Source organism: Acidovorax sp. KPB24-03, from assembly GCF_057546605.1.
In genome coordinates, this window is sequence record NZ_BAAJYR010000809.1 from 1 (window position 1) to 835 (window position 835).

At 74.4% G+C, this 835-nt stretch carries 1 protein-coding gene; it reads left to right on the plus strand.

Annotated features, from left to right (window positions below):
* The coding region (locus AC27KI_RS26150; RefSeq protein ID WP_487116768.1) for an MBL fold metallo-hydrolase at positions 1 to 835 on the plus strand (835 nt) is incomplete at both ends.

Consider the following 835-nt stretch of genomic DNA (forward strand, 5'->3'; position numbering starts at 1 on the left):
CAGGCCATCGCCGCCATCCGCGAGAGCTTCGAGGAACTGGGCGTGCTGCTGGCGCGCCGTGCCGATGGCCGCTTCGCCGGTGCCGCTGACATCGCCGCGCTCGACCGCCACGCGCCGTTCGTGGCGCAGTGCCAGGCGCGCGGGCTGCGGCTGGCGGCCGATGCCGTGTTCCTGCTCGCCCACTGGACGGCCGACCGCGACCTTCCGCGCCGCTTCGACGTGCCCTTTCTCGTGGCGCGCATGCCCGAGGGCCAGGAACCCGTGGCCGACGAGGCCGAGCAGTTCGAGCCGGTGTGGGTGCGCCCGGCGGACGCGCTGGAGCGCCATGCCGCAGGGCGCTTCTTCATGATCTACCCCACCATTCGCACGCTGGAGCGGCTGGCCCGGTTCGACGGTGTGGACGCCGTGCTGGCCGCCGTGGCGCACGAGGCGCCGCTGTGGACCAGCTGCCCGCGCGCCGGGCTGCTGGCGGGCCGGGAGTCGCGCCACATGGAGCACGAGCCGCCCTTCGGCGAACTGGCGCTGGTGTGCCCCGACGGCCAGATCGTGCACCCGCTCGACTGGCAGAGCGACCGCCCGGTGCCGCTGCTGCGCAATGTGCAGCGCCTGACCGCGCCCAACCCCGGCGTGATGACCGGCCCCGGAACCAACAGCTACCTGGTGGGCGACCCGGCCACGGGGTTCATCGCCATCGACCCCGGCCCGCAGGATGCCGAGCACCTGGAGCGCCTGTGGCGCGCGGCCGGCGGCGACATCCGCATGATCGTGTGCACGCATTCGCACCCCGACCATTCCCCCGGCGCGCTGCCGCTGCAGGCCCGGGTGGCCGCCCATG